We start from the raw sequence: 17,136 nt of genomic DNA, 5'->3' as shown, positions 1-17,136 counted from the left end.
ACACCGAAGCCGACCTCCTCGAACACGCCCCGTTCACCAGCCAGCACGTCACAACCGGCATGACCATCCGCGACCTGTGCGATGCCGCCATCCGCTACAGCGACGGCACCGCGGGCAACCTCCTGCTCCGCGAACTGGGCGGCCCCGCCGCACTGACCGCCTTCACCCGCACCCTCGGCGATTCCGTCACCCGAATGGATCGCATCGAACCCGACAACACCACCGCCCTCCCCGGCGACCCCCGAGACACCAGCTCCCCCCGCGCCCTCGGCACCGACTACCAGCAGATCGTCCTCGGCACCGCACTCCCACCCGACCAGCGCACCTTCCTCCGAGACCTACTGGAACGCAACACCACCGGCAACCAGCGCATCCGAGCAGCCATCCCACAAGGCTGGCCCGTCGCCGACAAAACCGGCACCGGCGACTACGGCACCCTCAACGACATCGCCATAACCTGGCCCCCGAACACCCCTCCCCTGGTCATCGCCACCATGTCCGACCGCCCCACCGCCAACGCGGAATACCGCCAAGCCCTACTCGCCGATGCCGCGGCCTTGGTCGTCTCGGACCTCACCTGAGGCGGTTTCCGATGCGCGGCTTCACAATCCGGCGCGTTCGAGGAATCTGCGCGCGTTCGTCGCGCTGGTCAGTTCGGACATGCTGAGGAACAGGCCGGTGCGGAGGTCCAGGTAGTAGACGATGCCGTTCGAGGGGTCGCGGCGGTCGTAGTCGATGAAGACGGTGTCGGTGTCCTCGAGGATGACGGGGTTGTCGTTGCGGGCGGCGGTTGTTCGGCGTGCGGTGCGTTCGGCTGCGGGGTCGGAGATGATCGCGGCGGCGAACAGGTAGAGGGGTTGGGGTGTGACGAGGCCGGATACGAGCGGACTGCCGGGGTCCAGTCGGCAGAACACTTGGCGCACTCGTTCCTCCGCGGGGGATTCCGTGCATGTTCCGGCCACACGTAGGGGTTCCGGGAGGGCTGCGATCACTTCGGTGTAGGTGTGCGGCGGAGCGCTGGTCGTGGATGGTGGGGTGGCGGACGAGTCGGGTGCGGTGAGCGCGGGGGTGGATGGGTCGGGGGTTCGGTTCGCGAATGCCACTGTGGCGAGGGCGACCGCTACCGCGAGGGCGGCGGCGAGCGGGCCCGGCCAGTGCGGGCGCGGGTCGGTGGTCTGCTCCGGTTCGGCGGTGGGCGATGGTTCGAGGGTGTGCGGCGCTTCGGGTTTCACGGCCGGGGACGCGGGAAGCGATTCGCTCAGCAGGTTGTCGATCACGACGGTGCGGGTCAGTTTGTCGGCGAAGGTGCGGCCGTGGGGGTCCCAGAGCGGCCAGAGGAAACCGACGCCGATCGGCAAGAGGTCCAGCAGGTGGGCGCATTGACGCAGGACAGCGCGAACGACGCCCACCGGTTGTCCGCTGCGTGCGTCGACCAGCCGCAAGCCCAGTACCCGCTTGCCGAAGCTGCGCCCGGTACGGCCCTGGGCGACAACGACATTGAGGAGAATGGCGACCAGCATCGCCGCCGAGATCGGCGACAGCGCTATTCGGGTAATGCGCTCGTCGCCGTCGACCATCCCGGCGTATCCGATTCCCGCCCCGAGCACCGCGAGAAAATACAGCTGATCCAGCACCGCCGCCAGCAGCCGGGTGAACCACGACGCATACGCCCGATTCTCTCCCCCACCCGAGAATTCCGGCATTTCGTCGTCGCGCGGCATACGTCTCCCTCGGACCTCGCCACTCGGGCGAACGATCCGCCCGAGTCCGAGCCACTCTAAAGGGCTGCGGCTCGATTGTCGTACGGCCTTCGTCGCGCGCCTCATTCCCCCCGTTCGAGATCGGCGAGCAGGAGCCGGGTCAGCCGGTCGAGTTCCTTGCGGTCCTTCGCCGAAAGCGCTAAGAGCATGCGGGTTTCATTGTCGATGTGCTCGGTGACGACGACGTCTACGAGTTGCAGGCCGCGGTCGGTGAGGGCGACGCGGATGGCGCGGCGGTCGGCGGCGTCGGCGGAGCGGCGGACCAGGCCCGCGGATTCGAGGCGGTCCAGGCGGCCGGTCATGCCCGCGCGGGAGAGCATGAGGGTTTCGGCGAGGACCGAGGGGTTGAGTTCGTAGGGTTCGCCGGAGCGGCGCAGGGCGGCGAGGACGTCGAATTCGCCGCGTTGCAGACCGTGTGCGGTGAAGACGGCCTCGATCCGCTTGCCCGCCACGATCGAGAGTCTGCCGAGGCGGCCGACGATGGCCATGGCCTCGAGGTCCAGGTCGGGGCGTTCGCGGCCCCACTGTGCGGCGATGGTGTCGACCGCGTCCGGCTTCATCTCTCCCATGGACAGGATTCTATTCGATACCGTATAGTTCGGTAGCGAACTATCAACCACCGAATAATTCGGAGCTTGCCATGAGCACCACCGCCCGCCAGGTCGCCATCCGTCAGCCGCACGAGGCCGAGACCCTCGGCAACGAGCACACCCGGGTGCGCCTGCTCATCGATTCCCATGCCGCCGGGGGCTCGGTCAGCACTCTCGAGGTGACCATGGCCCGGGGCGCGGACGGCGCTGCGCCGCACTATCACACGCGCTCCGACGAGCTGTTCTACATAGCGGAGGGTGAGCTGCAGCTACTAGCGGGCGATCAGATCGTCACGGTCGCGGCGGGCGGGTCGATCGTGGTGCCCAAGTTCATGCCGCACGCCTTCGGGGCGACGCCGGACAGCTCGGCCACAATCATGATCGCGCTCATGCCGGGCGTGGAGCGTTTCGAGTACTTCCGGCTGCTGGATCGGATCGGGAAGGGCGAGGCCACCTTCGAGGACCTGGCGGCCTCCCAGGAGGAATTCGACAATCACTTCGTGGATGCCCCGCACTGGTGGGCCGAGCGCAATGCCAACCGGCGGTGATGTTCCGGCCAACCTCGCGCCAACCCGAGGCAATACATCCGTGATCGGAATTGCCGCGGGTAGCCTGGCAATCGCCGGATTTGTGCCGTAGACCACTGAAAATGGGGAATGGACGCCCCGGGACGGCAGGTTGGTGGTTGTATGGTTTTCTCCGTTCCCGTCACCGTGCGCGGTTATGAGCTCGATATCAACGGTCATCTGAATCGGGCCATGTACCTCCAGTACGCCGAACACGCCCTCTGGGAGCTACTGCGTTCGAGTGGCGCGCCGGGCGAGAAGCTGGTCGCCAGCGGGGTCGGACCGGTTGTTCTGGAAACGAACATCAAGTACTTCCGCGAGCTGCATCTGGGCGATGAAGTCACCGTGAGCTGCGAATTCGAATGGACCGGCGGCAAGGTGTTCAAGATGCACCAGGAAATCCGGAAACTGGACGGCACAGTATCCGCGCAGGTGGACGTGGTCACCGGACTCATGGATCTGAAGGCCCGCAAGCTGGTTCCCAATCCGACCGAGTTGTTCCGCTCGCTCTCCGACTCCCCCGAGGTGCTCGGTCTCTGAACAGACCGTTCGGGGCGTCGAAAAACTTTCGGCCGTAGCAGTTTCCGGGACTCCGGCAGAGTTTGCCGGAGTTGCGGAAATCTTTCGTTGCGAACCGAACACCACCGGTCAAGGGCTATGATTCAGATCACGCTCGGCTTGTTAGCAAATCCCGAGCAGATCGGAGTTCAGCATGACCGGCGCCCTCCGCCCACCTGCCTGGACCAGCGTCTCAGGCATTGCACCACCGCTATCCGGCTATCTCGTGGCCGCCACCGACCGGCATATCAGCGTGCGCGTCAGCGACGGCACCTGGACATTCCGCCGCGCGGACATTATCGATCTCACCGACTGGGAAGTTGCGTCCGCGCAGGGATTCTGCGAGGGACGCCCGGTACTGGTGCGGGTACGCCCCGGCGCGCTCGCCGATTTCACCGTCCCGCGGCGCATCGAACTCGTCGACCGCCCGCTCACCATTCCGCAGGACCACGCCACCGCCCGCGGTGACGAGGAATTGCGGGAGCTCACCGAGATCTGGGCCCGCGCACTGGAATTGACGACCCGTCCCGGCGTCGGCGGCGCCACCATGACGTGCTGCCAGACCCGCTCGCACACCGGTAGCGACGACGGCATCGCCTGCGACAGCCTCGACTGAGTGCTCGCATGGCCGCCCGCGCAACGGGATCGGTGCTCATAGTCACCGAAGCCGACGATCTCCATGGCGATGCCCTCGCCGCCCCCCTGCGGAAGCACCACTCGCACAGCCCGATTCGGCTCGATATGCGCGACTTCCCGCGCGAGAACGGCACATTCCGGCTCGGCCGCGACGGCACCGCCCGCAGCATGTCCCATGTGCTGGGCCTGGACGATGTCACCTCGGTGTGGTGGCGGCGGCCGCAGCCGTGCCGGGTACCACTCGGTCCGAGCAGCGAGGACGACGCCTACCGGCAGGCCGAATGCGACGGATTCCTGCAGGGATTGCTGTGGTCCATGCCCGCGCTGTGGGTCAACGATCCCGGCGCGGACCGGACCGCGAATCGCAAGATCGTGCAGTTGGGGACGGCCTTCCGGGCTGGTTTCGCGGTCCCGGAGACGCTGATCACCAATGATCCGGACGAGGCGCGGGCCTTCATCGACTCGCGCCCCGGCCCGGTGGTCTACAAGCGCACCGGCACCGGTCGCGGCACATTCACCGAGACCCGCATGGTCGGCCCGGCCGACTACGCCCGGCTGGGCACGATCCGTAACTCCCCCACCATCTTCCAGGACTACATTCACGCCGAATGCGATCTGCGCATCGTCTGGGTGGACGGTATCGAATGGGTGGTGCGCATCGATTCGCAGGCCGGTGTGGGGCGGGTGGATTCGCGCCTGGACACCTCGGTGGCATTCACCGCCGACCGCTTGCCCGCGTCGGTGAGCAAATCCCTGACCACGTTGATGGGCACGCTGGGACTGGCTTTCGGCGTGCTCGATCTGCGCGTCGGCCGTGATGGCGAATTCTGGTTCCTGGAGGTGAACCCGCAGGGCCAATTCGCCTATCTGGAAATCAAAACCAGGCTGCCGATTTTCGAAAGCCTCGCCAACCTACTGGTGTTCGGCGACGGCACCGTGCCGCACTGATACGACGCAGGCACCCGTTCGCCGTCGCACGCACACGATCGACCGCCGTCCGAACACCATCTCGCGGCGCGCGAAATCGCTGATTGTCCAACGATTCTCACCGCAAGTTCAGGTGGGGGTGGACCCAACTCGCGGGCTCTCAGGGACTTCGCCCCCGACCCCCGCGAGCATTGTCTCGAACCCTCAGCGGGGCCCGCCCCCTCACGGCAAGCTTACTTACTGCTCGCCTTGGCGGTGGACTTCCGCCGGTTGGCCCCACCGCGGCTGCGGAGTTGCACATGCGACTCCACCAGCACGTTGTGGATGAAGCCGTACGACCGCCCGGTCTCCCGGGCCAGGGACCTGATACTGGCCCCCGCCTCGTACTGCTTCTTGAGCTGGGATTGCAGGCGGTCTCGCGACTTTCCCGTCACGCGCGTGCCCTTACCCAATACGGCTTTACCCTGTCCGGGCCTGTCACTCATGACTTCCTCCGAGTCGCCGTGGGCGCCTTATTCCAGGTTAGATACTCGGATCGCTGTGATCAACGAATTGTTGTGATGAGAATCACGAAGACTGCTCGGTTCGCGAAAACAGGCTCAGGCCAGCGGAACCCGTTCGGGGTCCCGCGCGCGGTTCAGGCGAGCTGGATGAGCTCCAGATAATCCTGGGACCAGTGATCTTCGGTGCCGTCGGGGAGCATGATCACGCGCTCGGGGTTGAGCGCTTCGGCCGCGCCCGGATCGTGGGTGACCAGCACGACCGCTCCCGCGTAGGAGCGCAGGGCGTCGAGGACCTGCTCGCGCGAGATGGAGTCCAAGTTGTTGGTGGGCTCGTCCAGGAGAAGGACATTCGCGGCAGAAGAGACAAGTCCGGCGAGGGCCAGGCGGGTCTTCTCGCCACCGGACAGCGTGCCCGCGGGCTGATCCAACTGGGGACCGGAGAACATGAACGCGCCGAGCAGACCGCGCAGATCCTGTTCACCCGCATCCGGCGCGGCATGGCGGATGTTCTCCCAGACCGTGGCCTGATCGTCGAGCGTGTCGTGCTCCTGGGCGAAGTAGCCGATCTTCAGGCCGCGGCCGGGATCGATCGTCCCGGCGGTCAGGGTCTCCACCCCGGCCAGCAGCCGCAGCATGGTGGTCTTACCCGCACCGTTGAGGCCCAGGATCACCACCCGGCTACCGCGGTCGATGGCCAGATTCACGCCGGTGAAGATCTCCAGCGACCCGTAGAGCTTGGTCAGATTGGTGGCCAGCAGCGGCGTCCTGCCGCACGGCGCGGGCTCGGGGAACTTGATGCGCGCCACCTTGTCGGCCACGCGCACCTCGTCGGCCTCGGCCAGCATGCGCTCGGCGCGCTTGACCATCTGATGCGCCGCAGCGGCTTTGGTGGCCTTCGCGCCGAGTTTGGCGGCCTGCTGCTTGAGCGCGGACGCCTTCTTCTCGGCATTCGCGCGCTCGCGCACGCGGCGCTGCTCGTCGGTGGCGCGGGCGTCGAGGTACTTCTTCCAGCCCATGTTGTAGATATCGGCCTCGCCGCGCACGGCATCGAGGAACCACACCTTGTTCACCACATCGCCCAGCAGCTCCACATCGTGGGAGATGACGATGAGCCCGCCGTCGTGGTTCTGCAGGAATCCGCGCAGCCAGGTGATGGAGTCGGCGTCGAGGTGGTTGGTGGGCTCGTCGAGCAGCAGCGTGGTGTCGGACTTGCCGCCGCTGCCGTCGGAGGCCGCGAACAGGATGCGCGCCAGCTCGATTCGGCGGCGCTGACCACCGGAGAGCGTGCGCAGCGGCTGGGCCAGCACCCGATCCGGCAGGCCCAGGCTATTGCAGATGCGGGCCGCCTCGCTCTCGGCGACATAACCGCCGAGCGCGGAGAACCGGTCCTCGAGCTGCCCGTACTTGCGCACGGCCTGGTCGCGCGCCTTGTCGTCGGCCACCTCGGCCATGAGCGCCTGCTGCTTTTCCATATCCCGGATGAGCTTGTCCAGCCCGCGGGCCGAGAGCACCCGGTCACGGCCCAGCACATCGAGATTGCCCTCGCGCGGATCCTGCGGTAGGTATCCGAGATCGCCGGAGCGAATCACCTTGCCCGCATAGGGCTCCCCCTCGCCCGCGAGGATGCGCAGGGTCGTGGTCTTCCCCGCGCCATTGCGGCCGACGAGACCGATCCGGTCGCCGGCCTGCACCCGCAGCGCCGAGCCCGGCGCCGTCAACAGTGTGCGGACTCCGGCCCGGACCTCCAGGTCGGTCGCGGTGATCACAAGGGTCTCCTCGATATCGGTGGTGACAAACGATCCGATTGTGCCGTATCGAGGCACACAAGAACCACCGATTTTACCGTCGTGAGCACCCGGAAACCGAATCGAGCACACCTCCCGCTATCGGCCGGGCGCCGCCTCCGGTTCCCCGGTCCTGCGGCGACGCCGCGACACCGTGTCGCAGTTCACTCCCGGCGCTGCGGGCCGACCGTCCTATCGCGGCGCGATCACGACCGTCCGGCGGGCTGGAACAGCTCGACCAGATTGCCCGCGGGGTCGGCGAGCAGGATCTGGCGGCCGCCGGGTCCGGTCACGATTTCGCTGCGGAAGTCGGCGCCGGTGTCGCGCAGGCGCGCGATTTCCGCGTCGAGGTCTCCGACGGTGAGATGGATGCGATTGCCGCCCGGTGCGGCGGCATCGGCGGGCGTGGCGCGGGCGCCGGAACTGGCTGGGCCGGAGAGCAAGAGGCGCAGCGCGCCGCGGCGCACGTCGGCGAAGGCGGGTACGGCGCCGGAGAACAGGGTGAAACCGAGGCGGCCGGTGTAGAAGTCGATCGCCGCCTGCACGTCGTCGACGAGATAGCGGACGCCCGCGTATTCGGTGGGGGTTGCCATCGGACGCTCCTTTCGCGGAGTCGGGTGGTGAGCATCGGCAGCAGATGGCCGATGCGCGTGTCGATTTCGGCGGCGGTCGCCCGGAAGGCCGGGTAGGTGTCCGGTCCGGTCGCCGCCGCCGGGTCGGGGATGCTCCAGTGGATCCACCGGGGATCGTCGCCGAAGTCGGGGCAGACCTCACGCGCCTTGTCGCACAGGGTGATCACCGCATCGAAGCGCTTGCCGGTGAGGGTGTCCAGGTGCCGGGGGCGGCGGTCGGCGAGGTCGATGCCGAAGTCCTCCCGCATGACCCGCACCGTGTGGGGATGCAGTGCGGGCTTGGGATGTGTTCCGGCGCTGCACGCTTCGATGCGGCTATCCGCGCGGTTGCGCAGCAGCGCTTCGGCGATGACGGAACGCGCGCTGTTGCCGGTGCACACGAACAGCACCGCCGATGCGGCGGCGGGGTCGAATTCCGGTGGCGCGGGGCGCATTCGGAGGGTCGGGTGCAGCGCCGTTCCCGCACCGGTGAGCAGTTCGGCGCCGCGGTCCAGATCCAGGTGGTAGTAGGTGTCACGGCCGTCGTGGCTGCTGCGCGTGGTGGTCACCAGCCCGCCGTCGCGCAGCAGTCGCAGGTGATAGGAGACGAGATTCTGCGGTTCGCCCACGCGGGCCGTGAGCTCACGCACCCGGTAGTCGCCGCCCGACAACTCCGTCAGCAACCGCCACCGGACTGGATGGGCGGCAAGTTGCAGGAATGGTGGAACGGTGTGACGTGGCGGCGTCATACCCCGAGCTTAGCACCGAATACATCAAATCGATTTGATGTATTTCGATGATCATCGGGGTCAGCGAGCATGCGTGACGCGGCGAGAACGGTTCAGGGTGAGACCGCCCAGGACCACGGCGACGAGGCCCAGCACCACGGCGATGAAGGATCCGACTATCCCGTTGCCGGTGCCGGGCCCGCCGTCGGCGGTGGCTGCGAAGACCGCTCCGACGACGGCGCTGATCAGGCCCGCCGCTACTGCCACGACGGCCCCACCGCGCCCGATGCCGCCGGGACGGCCGCTGCGGAGCAGTGCCCGGCCGCCGACGACGACCGCGAACAGTCCGACCAGCGCGGTCAGGGTGGGGCCGAGTCGCCCCGAGGTCATGCCGGTGACGGCGGCGGTCTGTTCCACGGATGCCGCCGCCGGTGCGGCGAGTGCGATCGTGCCGAGCAGGGCGGCTGTGACGGCGGCGGGCAGGGTGCGGGCGGACATGGGGTGCTCCTCGGTCGAACGGCTCGATGTCGTCTCAGCATGTGCGCCGCGACCACCGCCGATCATCGTGCGAGCGTCGACAATTCGCGCTGCCACCAGCGCCGTAGGCGCATACCGCGGACGTCGTAGCGGCCCCGGAACTACAGCATCCGTGGTAGTCGACGGTTGCTGCGCGGGCAGGAGTCGCCCGCGCGATTTTCCGGCTAGGGTGCACCCATGAGCTGGGCGCGCATCCATGTCGGCGACTGGGTGATCGCCGTCGGGGTGGCGGCCGTTCTGCTGATTACCGGGCTGTCCGGGCAGCGCTCCCCCACTGATCTCGATCCATTGGGCTACGTGCTGCTGGTTCTCGGCGGTCTTGCGCTGGGCGTGGCCCGCCGCGCCCCGTTGGCCGTGCTGGCAGTCACCGGACTGTGCGTATTGGGTTACCAGGCATGCGGTTTCGACGTGCCCGCCATCGCGTTCCTGGTCGCGGTGTATGCCGCCGTGCGGGCGGGGCAGCGCTGGGTGACGGTGGCCGCCTCGGTGCTCATGGTGCTCACGCTGCCGTTCGCCATGCTTGTCGCACACGCCGACTGGCCGCCGCGCGAGGCGTTCATGCAGGCCCGGGATGCGCTGCAGCTGGGCTGGCTGATCGCGGCGGCCGCCGCCGGTGAGGCGCTGCGGCAGGCCGATCGGCGGGCCGACGAGGCCGAACGCACCCGCGAGGAAACCGCGCGACGGCGCGCCGACGAGGAGCGGCTGCACATCGCGCGCGAACTGCATGATTCGCTCACCCATCAGATCTCGGTGATCAAAGTCCAGTCCGAGGCCGCCGTGCACGTGGCGCGCAAACGCGGCGAGGAGGTGCCGGAGGCGCTGCTGGCGATCCGGGAGGCCGGGCGGGAAGCGGCTCGCGACCTGCGCGCGACTCTCGAGGCGCTGCGCGATGACGGGGTCGCGCCGCGGCACGGGCTCGAGCATGTCCCGGAGCTCGTGGAGCGTGCTCGCACAACGGGTTTCGCGTTCTGCTGGTCGATGACCAACCTCTCATCCGCAGTGGATTCCGTGCGCGGCTGGATCTCGAGGACGATATCGAGGTGGTCGCCGAGGCGTCGGACGGGAGCGAAGGCGTCGAGCTGGCGCGGCGGCATCTACCCGATATCGCGCTCGTCGATATTCAGATGCCCGTCGTGGACGGCATCGAGGCGACCCGGCGCATTGCGGCGGATCCCGCCCTGGCCGGAGTGCACGTCGTCATCCTCACCAACTACGGCCTCGACGAGTACGTCTTCCACGCCCTGCGGGCGGGTGCCGCCGGATTCCTCGTCAAAGACATTCGGCCCGAGGACTTCCTGCACGCCGTGCGCGTCGCGGCCCGCGGTGACGCGCTCCTCGCGCCGTCCATCACGCGCCGCCTGATCAACCGATACGTGGCCCAGCCCTTCACCACCGCCGCCGCCGCCACCGGACTCGACGAACTCACCACCCGCGAACGCGAAGCCGTCACGCTCGTCGCCCAGGGCCTGTCCAACGACGAAATCGCCGACCACATGGTGATCAGCCCGCTCACCGCGAAAACCCATGTGAACCGGGCCATGACGAAACTGCACGCCCGCGATCGCGCCCAACTCGTCGTCCTGGCTTACGAATCCGGTCTCGTCACCCCGCACACCCGCTGACATCATCTGCGCCGAGACCCGGGTCCGACGGAACCGCTTCTGTCACACTGACTGTGGCCCCAGGCGTCAGGGCAGCCCTCCGCCTCCGGTCACTTCCGCGCTCCGAGTGGCTGCCGTCGGGAGGCAGTTCGCTGTGACCACGATTCCGAACGATCTGCGCTACACCAGAGAGCACGAGTGGGTCCGACTCGAATCCACCCGCGCCGCCATCGGCCTCACCGATTTCGCGCAACGCCAACTCGGCGATTGCGTATACCTGCAGCTCCCGAAAATCGGCGACAATTTCCTAGCCGACGAGCCCTTCGGATCCGTGGAATCGGTCAAGGCGGTGACAGAGCTCTACATGCCCCTCACCGGCACGATCACCGCCACCAATGACGACCTCGTCGAATCCCCCGAAGAGATCAACGACGACCCGTACGGCAGCTGGATGGTGCAGATCGCCGTGACGGACACCGCCACCGCGGAGAACCTGCTCACCGCCGAGCAGTACACCGCCTACATCGCGGAGGAAGCCACCGAATGATGCGATAACCGCGCCGCCGCTCGCCCGCGTGGTCGAAACAGGCACGGCCAGGCAAGGATCCGGCAACAATAGTGGCCATGGCGTGGACCGCTGCCCGACGGCGTCGCATCGTGTTCGCAGCGGTATTCGTCGCCGCGCTGGCCGGACTGGCTGCCTTCTTCGCGCATGTCGGGCCGCAGCTCGCCGACAATTTCTCCTCGATCATCGCCGCATTCGTCACGTTGATCCTCTCGGGCATCACATTCTTCGCCTGGTTGACCAAACGGCTGGAAGGCGATCCCACCGAGAGAGACCGGCTATCCGCAGTGATCGCGCAGCTCGCCGTCGCGGTCCAGCGGGATCTCTCGCAGGACGAACGCTACCGAGGTGTGGCGGATCAGGTCCCCCTCATGGTGAGCTGGCAGGAGGCGAGTGATGATCTGCGTGATCATTGGGACAATATCGGGCTGGCAGTGAATCTGGATGGCCAGTTCCCTGAAATTCTGCGGATCTATCGGCGGGTCCCCTCCCGTCGTCTCGTTATCCTCGGCGAACCGGGAGCGGGGAAGACCACCCTCGCGATACACCTTGCCCGCCGAATACTGGACGCGAACAATGGGTCCGGTCCGGTACCACTGGTTTTCGCTATCGGTTCCTGGAATCCCGCGGCCACGGATTCCAGTCTCGTCGACTGGATGGTCGCCGCCATGACCACCGACCGTCCGGGCATCACTACCGCCGAGGCGCACGAACTCATCCCGCGTGGCAGCATTCTGCCGATTCTCGATGGACTCGACGAGATCGACGCCGGGCAGCGAGCTGCCGCTGTAGCCGCTATCAGCACCATGCCGGGTGCGCTGGTGGTGACCTGCCAGCGCGCCCCCTACGCCGAGGCCACGCGGACGGCGCATGTCGTGCGTCGCGCTGCGGCAATCGAATTGGACCGTATAACCATCGATCAATTGACGGCGTATCTTCGCAGCGGAACCGGTTCGGCCGCGCGCACCCAAAGCTGGGACGATGTACTCGATGCGATTCATCGCCACCGCGCACCCGTCCTCGAGGCTGCGTTCCAGAAACCATTGATGGTGAGCCTGGCGCGTACCATCTATACCGACGGACAGGCGCGTGTACCGGAAGAAGACCGGCGGCATCCCATCGATCTGATTACCACACAACACTTCTCCGATGTCGACGAGTTCGAATCGCACCTACTCGGCGTTTTCATCCGAACCGTCTATCCGCCACGCAGTATGGACCCCTATTCGACTAGGTGGCGTGTGCGATTCGCATCCCGGACACCCCGGCACTGGCATCCAGACCGCGCTCGCCGATGGCTCGGTTATCTGGCTCGTCATGCCGAGGATTCGGAAATCTCGTGGTGGCGCCTGGGCAATACGGTTCCGCGCTGGGCTCGCGCCTTGTTGTTCGCCGCCGTGGCGGCGACGGTGCTGGCAGGCATCGCGCAACTGGCCCTCGACACCCAATTCGTCGTCGTGGGCGCCGCGCTCGGCGTCGGCGCAGGTGCGGCGTACGGTTGGTTCTTCGAAGGCGAACCGCCGCGGCGGTTGCGGCTGTTCGCCGCGGGCAGCACCGAGAACCTGCGCCAGGAGATTGTGATGGGCCTCGCGTTCGGGTTGGCGGTGGCAATGCTGGGCTGGTTCCTGGTAAGCAGATTCGGCTGGTTCGTGCTTCCCATCGCAGGTGGTTTGGCGGGTATCGCTCCGGCTGTCATCGGAGTACTGCTGAGGAAAGACACCAAACCCAAGGATCTCCGCTCCGAAATTCAGATCGCCGCCGGGGGCGGTGTGACGGGTGGGCTGATCGTAGGGTTGATCGCGGGAGTGAATCGGTCACCAACGGGTTCCTTCACCGCATGGCTTGCCGTTTCGCTCACTCTGGGGCTAGCGTTCGGACTGGCTTCCGGCCCACACGCACCGGCCAAGGTCGACGAAGCGATCGATCTGAACCATATGATCCGCGCCAATCGCGCGATCGCCCTCTACTACGCGACCATGACCGGACTCCCCTGCGCGCTGGTGTTCGGACTGCTCACGACCTGGCCCGCGGGAATCGCGCTCGGAATTGCCATTGGGCTGGCAATGGGTGTGGTCAACAGCGCGTGGGGCCGATGGATCATCCTGACCCGCACGGTGCTGGTCATCGGCGGCAAGCTGCCCGCCGATCTGTCGGCGTTTCTCAATGACGCGCACCGACGGGGTGTCCTGCGACAGTCCGGTGCGAAGTTCGCCTTCCGTCACGAGCAGTTGCAGAGGCAGCTCGCCGGTGGTCCGCCACCACCACGATGACGCGAGCCCCTGCGGCTGTGGAGACTTCGACTAAACCGATCCCTGTCCACCGGAAGCGAAACACTGCCGACCCGGCCTGAGCTGTTGCTGTTCGATCAATTCGATGAGGTCGTCGACCGCAGCGAGGGATGACCATTCGTTGCGGGAGACGAGGTCGGGGAATTGGTCGGAGAGCGCGAGGAATGCGGCGTCCGTGGACGACCACTGCACATGGACGGAAGAGAGGCAGACATCCAGATCAACGATGTCCATGAGTGTTGCCTTTCCGCTCGCGATTGCCTTAAGCAGTGGATTCAACTCCATGGGCTCGACCACCGGCGGCTCTTTACACGTCCGCTACCTCCTGGAACATGAATTTTTCAATTCCTTTGCGGTATATACCGCCCGCTGGCGGTCCGGAACGGGGGTGTTCTAGGTCATCGGCGGCCAGTGGTCGAGGGGGTTGGGCGGAAAGGTTTCGTCAATACGCGCGGCGGCGCTTGCCTTGGAATATCGCCGCCGGTTCTGATGGAGGCATGGCAGACATGCGCACGATTGTTCGTGCTCCGTGGGAGGGTTCCGGCGTGACAGGGCGCCCCGGGTTGTCGCCGTGCCGCCGGGAACCCGCACCGACTTCGTTGGAGCGCTTCGGTTTCGGCGGTGAGGACGAGCCGCCGTCGCGCGGCGTCCGCCTCGTCTGACGGCCGGGATCCGGCCGAATTCTCTTCCGCGTGCGGGCTTGTGCTCGCCGCTGATTCCGCACCGATTCGCAAGGCACGCCGTGCGCTCCCGCGCGCCCGGACGATGCTGCGCGCCCTCTTCGAATGGATGGTCGATGTCCCACTCCCCCTTCACTTCTCGTACCGCGCTGGTCACCGGCGCGACCAGCGGGCTCGGTTTCGCGCTGGCCCGCCGCCTGGTCGATGACGGCGCCACCGTGATCGTGCACGCGCCCGACCAGGACCGCGGCGATGCCGCCCTCGAAGAGCTCGTCAAGGACGGCGCCGAGCCGCTGCGCCTGCGATTGGTCGTCGCCGACTTCTCGCGCACGGACGAGGTGGTCGCACTGGCCGGTGAGCTGGTTCGCACCGTGCCGGAACTGGATCTGCTGGTGAACAATGCCGCGATTCGCGGTCCCGAGCGCCGCACCCGGACCGCCGACGGCCACGAAATCACGCTCCAGACCAACTATCTCGCACCGTACGTGCTGACCAAGGCGCTGACGCCCGCGCTCGCCGCCGCACGCGGCCGGGTCGTGAACGTGTCCTCGGACCTGCATCGCGCGGGCAGCATCGGCTGGACCGATCTGGACCGCAAGAAGGGCTACTACCTGCCGCTGCCGGTCTACGCGCAGTCCAAGCTCGCCCTGACCATGTTCACCCGCAGCTTCGCCGAAACCCACGCGGGCGAGATCGACGCCATCAGCGTCGATCCCGGCAATATGAAAACCGGAATGCTGCCGTTCTACGGCCATGTCGGCCGCCCGGCCGCCGAGGTCGCCTCCGAACTCGCCCACCTCTGCGATCCCGCACACGCGATCGCCCCCGGCGCCTACTACTCCCGCCTCCAGCCGACAGCACCCGCCGCCCTGGTGGACAACCCGAGCAGCCGGGCCCGCCTCGCCCGCCTCACCGCCCGGCTCACCTCCCTCGATTAATCGAATTCTCCTGACGGAAAGGATTTCTCACCCATGTCGAAACGTTCCGACAAGAAGCGTGCCCGCCGCAAGAAGAAGGCCAACCACGGCAAACGCCCGGGCGCATAAAACCGGCGAGTCGGTGGCGCGTCAGCACCCGTGAATCGGGTTAGGGTCGTAGTCATGACCGACGCCGAGCTGAGCGACCTGCGCGATCGAGCCGCTGCGGGCGATGCCACCGCCGTTTCCGAGCTCATCGAGCTGGCCACCGAAAACGGCGATATGGCCGAACTGCAGCGGCTCGCCGCCGCGGGCAGCGCCGACGCCACCGACGAACTCGTCCAGCTCGCCGCCGAGCGCGGTGACGCGGCCGAGCTGGAACGACTTGCCGCCACCGGCAACCGGGATGCGACCGACGAACTCGTTCAACTCGCTTCCGAACGCAATGACATTGCCACACTGCGGAAGCTGGCGGCCGCGGGCAACCGTGACGCGGCCGACCTGCTCGAGGAACTGACCGAGGACTAGCCGGATCTCGTGCGGCTACTGCGGCTCCGGCAGTGGCGGGGACGGGTCGAAAGTGACCGGGAGGGCGGTCAGTGCGCGATGGAACGGGCCTGGGCGCCAGGTCAATTCGGCGATGGGGACGGCCAGCTGGATTTCGGGGAGGGCGTCGAGGAGTTGGTCGACGGCTTCCTGGGCGATGAGGTAGGCCAGGGAGCTGGCGGGGCAGGCGTGCGGGCCCGCGCCCCAGGCCAGGTGGGAGCGGTTGCCGGAGATGTGGGCGGTGCGGATTTCCGGGTCGGTGTTGCAGGCGGCCATGCTGATGACGACCGGCTGATGGGCGGGCAGCCAGCGCTCGTCCACCAGGATGGGCTGGCGGGGAAGCTGATGCAGAAGTTGGCCATGGGCGGATCATCGAAGAGGACCTCGTCGAGGGCGTCGCGGGTGGAGAGGCTGCCGCCGAAGACATTGCCGCCGAAGCGGTCGTCGGTCAGGCTCAGCAACAGCGTGTTGACAATGAGGTTCTGCTGCGGCTCGATGCCCGCACCATAGAGGGTGGCGAGCTGGTGCACCATTTCGGTGTCGGTGAGTTCGGCGGGATGGCGCAGCATGCGGGTGGTCACGTCGTCGCCGGGGTGGGCGCGTTTGTGCAGGGTGAGGCGTTGCAAGGCGTCGATGAGCAGCTTGTTGCCGGTTCCCGCGCCGACGCCTTCGAAGATGGCGCGCATGCCCTCCGCGGCCTGCCCGGCAATATCGGCGGGGCAGCCGAGGAGATGGTTGAGCACCTTGAAGGCGAGCGGAAAAGCGTAGTCGCGCAACAGGTCCGCCGAGCCGGAGGCGCAGAAGGAATTGATCAGCGATACCGCGACCCGGGCCACGGTGCCCTGTAGGCGGTAGCGATCGATACCGGTCAGTCCCGCGGTATTGGTCTGGCGATACCGGGCGTGCACATTGCCCGCATTGCGCAGGGCGTTCGGGCGCCATTGCATCATGGGCAGTACGGGACAATCGGCGGGCACCCCTTCCTGCCAGGTGCGCGGGTCGGCGGGGAATCGGTCCGGATCATTGAAAATGCGGACGGCCGTGCGATATCCGAGCACCAGCGTGGCGGGAATGCCGGGTGCGAGTTCCACCGGCGCCAATGCCCCGAACCGTTCCCGCATCTCGCGATAGGCCCGGTGCGGGTCGGCGGCGAACTCGGGGGTGTAGAGCGGTACACGCGGGCCGAACTCGTCGAAGGGCGCGTGCGGGATACGGGCGGCGGGAATGGGATCCAACATCGAGTAGCTCCACGCGGTGAACGACACACACTCCCGCCGAACACCGCACATCCCGGACGTGGAACGAGGACACACTACCCACGTGACCGAAGGTGCGGGCG

At 67.0% G+C, this 17,136-nt stretch carries 18 protein-coding genes and 3 pseudogenes; 12 read left to right on the top strand and 9 right to left on the bottom strand.

From position 1 onward, the window contains the following. Positions 1–581: class A beta-lactamase (gene bla, locus NC4_RS12485; RefSeq protein ID WP_157554606.1), on the top strand; the 581-nt coding region annotated here is incomplete at its 5' end. A gap of 21 nt (positions 582–602) precedes the next feature. Here bla and NC4_RS12480 read toward each other — a convergent pair. After that, on the bottom strand, positions 603–1,721 hold the full coding sequence (locus NC4_RS12480; RefSeq protein WP_067536731.1) for an RDD family protein: 1,119 nt from the start codon (positions 1,719–1,721) through the stop codon (positions 603–605). 101 nt (positions 1,722–1,822) lie between these two features. Further along, entirely contained in the window at positions 1,823–2,329 is a 507-nt protein-coding gene (locus NC4_RS12475) for a MarR family winged helix-turn-helix transcriptional regulator (RefSeq protein ID WP_067536728.1), read from the bottom strand. A 71-nt stretch (positions 2,330–2,400) separates the two neighbouring features. Between NC4_RS12475 and NC4_RS12470 the strand changes: the two genes are divergently transcribed. From NC4_RS12470 to NC4_RS12455, 4 genes are all read left to right on the top strand, one after another. Further along, positions 2,401–2,898: a cupin domain-containing protein gene (locus NC4_RS12470; protein ID WP_067536725.1), complete on the top strand. Its 498-nt coding sequence runs from the start codon at positions 2,401–2,403 to the stop codon at positions 2,896–2,898. Positions 2,899–3,039: 141 nt separating this feature from the next. Next, positions 3,040–3,456 carry an acyl-CoA thioesterase gene (locus NC4_RS12465; protein WP_067536723.1) on the top strand — a complete coding sequence of 139 codons (417 nt, stop codon included), beginning with the start codon at positions 3,040–3,042 and terminating at the stop codon, positions 3,454–3,456. Positions 3,457–3,628: 172 nt separating this feature from the next. Then, positions 3,629–4,090, top strand: a complete 462-nt coding sequence (locus NC4_RS12460) for a hypothetical protein (RefSeq protein WP_067536720.1) — start codon at positions 3,629–3,631, stop codon at positions 4,088–4,090. Between the two features lie 8 nt (positions 4,091–4,098). Continuing rightward, entirely contained in the window at positions 4,099–5,058 is a 960-nt protein-coding gene (locus tag NC4_RS12455; protein WP_067536718.1) for an MvdC/MvdD family ATP grasp protein, read from the top strand. 212 nt (positions 5,059–5,270) lie between these two features. Here NC4_RS12455 and NC4_RS12450 read toward each other — a convergent pair whose 3' ends face one another. The 5 genes and pseudogenes from NC4_RS12450 to NC4_RS12435 all read right to left on the bottom strand — a co-directional run bounded on the left by NC4_RS12450 (position 5,271) and on the right by NC4_RS12435 (position 9,161). Then, positions 5,271–5,522: a helix-turn-helix domain-containing protein gene (locus NC4_RS12450; protein WP_067536715.1), complete on the bottom strand. Its 252-nt coding sequence runs from the start codon at positions 5,520–5,522 to the stop codon at positions 5,271–5,273. A 152-nt stretch (positions 5,523–5,674) separates the two neighbouring features. Then, entirely contained in the window at positions 5,675–7,306 is a 1,632-nt protein-coding gene (locus NC4_RS12445; protein ID WP_067536815.1) for an ABC-F family ATP-binding cassette domain-containing protein, read from the bottom strand. A 224-nt stretch (positions 7,307–7,530) separates the two neighbouring features. After that, complete coding sequence (locus NC4_RS12440) at positions 7,531–7,917, bottom strand: VOC family protein (RefSeq protein WP_067536712.1); 387 nt, start codon at positions 7,915–7,917, stop codon at positions 7,531–7,533. Positions 7,918–8,003: 86 nt separating this feature from the next. Then, positions 8,004–8,684, bottom strand: a pseudogene (locus NC4_RS38895) (arsenate reductase/protein-tyrosine-phosphatase family protein); the annotation flags it as partial. A 60-nt stretch (positions 8,685–8,744) separates the two neighbouring features. Continuing rightward, positions 8,745–9,161 (bottom strand): DUF6223 family protein, encoded by a 417-nt coding sequence (locus NC4_RS12435; protein WP_067536812.1) that lies wholly within the window; start codon positions 9,159–9,161, stop codon positions 8,745–8,747. A gap of 216 nt (positions 9,162–9,377) precedes the next feature. On the opposite strand from NC4_RS12435, the pseudogene NC4_RS44530 reads away from it, so the two are divergent. The 4 genes and pseudogenes from NC4_RS44530 to NC4_RS12420 form a co-directional block, all read left to right on the top strand. Further along, a pseudogene (locus NC4_RS44530) lies at positions 9,378–10,082 on the top strand (histidine kinase dimerization/phosphoacceptor domain-containing protein); the annotation flags it as partial. Positions 10,083–10,168: 86 nt separating this feature from the next. After that, positions 10,169–10,822 (top strand): response regulator, encoded by a 654-nt coding sequence (locus NC4_RS12430; protein ID WP_067536710.1) that lies wholly within the window; start codon positions 10,169–10,171, stop codon positions 10,820–10,822. A gap of 133 nt (positions 10,823–10,955) precedes the next feature. Continuing rightward, positions 10,956–11,348 (top strand): glycine cleavage system protein GcvH, encoded by a 393-nt coding sequence (gcvH, locus tag NC4_RS12425; RefSeq protein ID WP_067536707.1) that lies wholly within the window; start codon positions 10,956–10,958, stop codon positions 11,346–11,348. 77 nt (positions 11,349–11,425) lie between these two features. Next, positions 11,426–13,636 carry an NACHT domain-containing protein gene (locus tag NC4_RS12420; RefSeq protein ID WP_157554604.1) on the top strand — a complete coding sequence of 737 codons (2,211 nt, stop codon included), beginning with the start codon at positions 11,426–11,428 and terminating at the stop codon, positions 13,634–13,636. Between the two features lie 30 nt (positions 13,637–13,666). Here NC4_RS12420 and NC4_RS12415 read toward each other — a convergent pair whose 3' ends face one another. Further along, positions 13,667–13,951, bottom strand: a complete 285-nt coding sequence (locus NC4_RS12415) for a hypothetical protein (RefSeq protein ID WP_157554602.1) — start codon at positions 13,949–13,951, stop codon at positions 13,667–13,669. 499 nt (positions 13,952–14,450) lie between these two features. Here NC4_RS12415 and NC4_RS12410 point away from each other — a divergent pair, with 499 nt between their 5' ends. The 3 genes from NC4_RS12410 to NC4_RS41545 are packed head-to-tail and all read left to right on the top strand — an operon-like array spanning position 14,451 to position 15,779. After that, positions 14,451–15,272, top strand: coding sequence for an SDR family NAD(P)-dependent oxidoreductase (locus NC4_RS12410; RefSeq protein WP_067536699.1), 822 nt, complete (start codon positions 14,451–14,453; stop codon positions 15,270–15,272). A 33-nt stretch (positions 15,273–15,305) separates the two neighbouring features. After that, complete coding sequence (locus NC4_RS45095) at positions 15,306–15,380, top strand: 50S ribosomal protein bL37 (RefSeq protein ID WP_439957499.1); 75 nt, start codon at positions 15,306–15,308, stop codon at positions 15,378–15,380. A gap of 54 nt (positions 15,381–15,434) precedes the next feature. After that, complete coding sequence (locus tag NC4_RS41545) at positions 15,435–15,779, top strand: hypothetical protein (protein WP_245721645.1); 345 nt, start codon at positions 15,435–15,437, stop codon at positions 15,777–15,779. Positions 15,780–15,794: 15 nt separating this feature from the next. Here the strand turns inward: NC4_RS41545 and NC4_RS12400 are convergent. Then, positions 15,795–17,035, bottom strand: a pseudogene (locus NC4_RS12400) (cytochrome P450). Between the last annotated feature and the right edge of the window lie 101 nt (positions 17,036–17,136).

Origin of the sequence: Nocardia crassostreae (genome assembly GCF_001613405.1) — a bacterium.
Classification (GTDB): Bacteria; Actinomycetota; Actinomycetes; order Mycobacteriales; family Mycobacteriaceae; genus Nocardia; species Nocardia crassostreae.
The sequence above is the reverse complement of the archived record's forward strand: the minus strand, read 5'-3'. Positions and strand labels throughout refer to the sequence as shown.